The organism is Paenibacillus sp. P4_E11 (genome assembly GCF_056401635.1).
In genome coordinates this window covers 1-2,593 of record NZ_JBFUIX010000319.1, presented here as the reverse complement: position 1 = coordinate 2,593, position 2,593 = coordinate 1, and the positions used below count along the sequence as shown (strand labels likewise).

The 2,593-nt window shown below is 46.5% G+C and carries 1 protein-coding gene; it reads right to left on the bottom strand.

The features are described 5' to 3' along the window. Positions 1 to 2,483: OmpL47-type beta-barrel domain-containing protein (locus AC1DWB_RS33395; protein WP_477545393.1), on the bottom strand; the 2,483-nt coding region annotated here is incomplete at its 3' end. Positions 2,484 to 2,593 lie beyond the last annotated feature (110 nt).

Genomic DNA, 2,593 nt, shown 5'->3' with positions numbered 1-2,593 from the left:
GACAGGCTCGTAATCACTTGAAAGATGATTGTGGTGCTAGCCACATTCCCCGCATGATCTGTAATAGTGGCTTGAATTTGATGGGACCCCAGCTTACCTGCCACAGGTATTACGGAACCAGAAGTATAAGATTGGCCATCAATGGTTATGGAGATCGTATCGACCCCGGAATGTACATCCTCTGCCGTGACATGGATTGCCATATTATCAGAGTCTTCGACTACGGTTCMAGGGGCTAACGGTGTACCGCCTCGATCTACATGAACAACAGGCGCCAGTTTATCAACCTTGATTGTGATCGATTTCGCGGTTTCAATATTGCCATTATAATCTGAGGCCTTGTATGCCAAATGATGTTGCCCGTTCTCACTTAGTACGATAGGACCTTGATAAGTACTCCATTGGTTGGCATTGTCCATGCTGTATACAATTGCTGCTACGGAGGACGAATTATCGGATGCCGATAACTTCACGATGACATCACTGCTGAACCAATCGTGCGCATTCACTCCTTGTAAGCTAACCACCGACTCTGGTGACTCTGTATCTTCTGTGAGGGCATACAGCCTACCCTCTCCTGGAGCAAACGTGGAAGACAATGTTCCACTCACATGGTTATAATTCGTGCCGACTTCTAATCCAGTAGTCTTCGATACTTCCGTTACCGATAATGGCAAAGTGGATAATGTGAACGAGGATGTTCGGGAATTCGTATAATCCCGGTTTACTACCATCACATATTTGCGCCCGCTGTCGTTTGTGAATGATCCTACGATAAGGGGTTGGCTAGTATCTGTTGGCTGCCAGAAAAAGCTCGTTGGAAGTGCGACTGTTCCACTCGGAAGAGTGCCCGTATTATAAACTGCTTGTGAAGTAAGAGTATTCAGCGTAGGACCAAGCTTTTGCACCTCAGCATTGATAGTCTTGACCGCATTATAGGAAGAATGTTTCGTACCATCAGGTAAGATCAATCCGGTTACAGTTCCTAACGATTCGTAAGTGTAGAAGATATACCCTTTGGCTCCATACGCCAAGTTGCTGTATATGGAATACTTCAGTTCATTTTCGTTCGGAAACCGATAACCAGATCTGGTGAAGGACTGAATATAAGACCAGAAGTCTATATGATGAGCTAGAGACTGCCTGCGAATCACTTCCAGATTGTCGWAGTAGGTAAGCCTGTCGGAAGCGGCAAGAAACGGATAGTAGTCGAACAAGAGAAAATCCGGTCTCATGCTTGCCCAACGATATACATAATCCTCATAGGTGCCACCTACTATGTTCTGGTTGATCGTAAACCAGAAATCAGCATCCAACGCGACCGCTGATTTATACCCAGTGCCGTTATTCATCCAGTTAGCGCCAGTAGGTGAACGTTGCAAACTTACAGAATTATCGCCTGCCCCATTATGGGTTATCTCCCAATAATAGTTCGTATTCGGGCTGACAGTCGCATTTAAGGTGAATAGCGGCCAATTGTTGGAGGCGCTAGTCAACGTTTGCTCCGCCAATTTCGACGTCTTAGTCGTTGAGTCCCATAAGGCCAATGTCAAGGATTCTCCACTTGAGAATGTAGTGGAATCCAGCCACAATTGCATCGTAGAAATGGTGGATTGATCCGAAGCCGTTCGAAACGTCTGCCCCACAGGTTGAGTTGAGGTCACGGTATCGTTAGCAAGTAGATCCATCCCAAGCTGACTACTTGTAGCGTAATTAGGAAACAAATTCACCCTAACCGATGCATCTGGATCTTCTTGATGGAGCCGATCTGCCGCATCATCGAGTTTGGCGTATAGAGCAGACGAAGGTTCGTCCCATAAATTATAGCCAAGAACGTTTGGATTGTTTTTATAATAATTAGTCAAATCATCGAGCAATGATGTGGATTGCACGTTCCCATCGCTGTACGGTCGTACAGCCTGATAGAAGCGAATTTCAAAGGTCAAATCTTTGCTCTGCGCCACCCCGTTCACATAAGCCTGACCACCGGCATATACGTCGGTTGTACTAGATCTCACTAGTCCTATGTTAACCGTACTGCCCGTATAAAGTTCAATGTAATAGGAGGTGTTAGTTGCTACATTGGTGTTGGAAGGGAAAATGAATTCCGGACGCGTGGAAGCCGTAGAGCAGAGGTACGGTGAAGAGGTAGCAACCAATTGGGTCTTGCTAGGATCCGTATAAATTTTCATGGCCATGCTGGCTCCGGCAGGACAGCTGGTTCCGTCCAAGGTCAATTCCACTCTTTCGATAATCCAGCCTGTTTCAGTGGAAGGGGACATGAAGGTTTGACCAAGAAGATTGTCATTACGAACATTCATCCCTCCATCGGCCGTATATTGACGCAGCATATCCGTCTTCCAGTGGAAACCCCAGTCATCTACGAGAATTTTAATACCATGAGTTGCTGCCAGATTCAATGCACGTTCGTTGGTTGATTTGGTTACCAAGTTATTCCCGCCAACGATAACGTTGGCGTTCATGTCCTGGATCTCCCCATATGTAGTATCATTCCCTTGTGCGGGCGAAGGAGGCACATGAATGCCGATCGGGAATGGCTCGACCACAGGGGGTGCAGCATAAAGAATAGAGC